Source organism: Paraburkholderia silviterrae (genome assembly GCF_004353915.1).
Classification (GTDB): domain Bacteria; phylum Pseudomonadota; class Gammaproteobacteria; order Burkholderiales; family Burkholderiaceae; genus Paraburkholderia; species Paraburkholderia silviterrae.
The window spans coordinates 101229-101679 of record NZ_SMRP01000005.1 but is presented as its reverse complement, the minus strand read 5'-3'; the positions used below and the strand labels follow the sequence as shown (position 1 = coordinate 101679).

Here is a 451-nt window from a genome sequence, read left to right as displayed (position 1 = left end):
CCTAGGACATCACCCTTTCACGGTGAGTACAGGGGTTCGAATCCCCTAGGGGACGCCAAAATAAAATGCGGCGCCATCAAGCATGTACGGCGACGCCGCCAGCGGGATCTAACGGACCGCCGGTGTAGCAAAGCAGCACTGGAGCGGTAGTTCAGTTGGTTAGAATACCGGCCTGTCACGCCGGGGGTCGCGGGTTCGAGTCCCGTCCGCTCCGCCAGACTCGATCTGCCCAGGGTATCGGGTGGAATGTAGTTCAAGGCGCAAGCCTGTGTTGTCCCCTTCGTCTAGAGGCCTAGGACATCACCCTTTCACGGTGAGTACAGGGGTTCGAATCCCCTAGGGGACGCCAAATAAAATGCGGCGCCAAAAGCAGTAGGGCGACGCCGCCAGCGGGATCTAACCGACGCCCGCAGGTGTAGCAGTAAAGCAGGACTGGAGCGGTAGTTCAGTC

Annotated in this window: 4 tRNA genes (2 of these 4 only partly in view); all 4 read left to right on the top strand. The window is 59.6% G+C overall.

From position 1 onward, the window contains the following. Positions 1-58, top strand: a tRNA-Glu gene (locus EYW47_RS41345) (it extends 112 nt beyond the left edge of the window). An 82-nt stretch (positions 59-140) separates the two neighbouring features. After that, positions 141-217, top strand: a tRNA-Asp gene (locus EYW47_RS12750). A 56-nt stretch (positions 218-273) separates the two neighbouring features. Beyond that, positions 274-349, top strand: a tRNA-Glu gene (locus tag EYW47_RS12745). A gap of 85 nt (positions 350-434) precedes the next feature. Continuing rightward, positions 435-451 (top strand) — tRNA-Asp (locus EYW47_RS12740) (it continues 68 nt past the right edge of the window).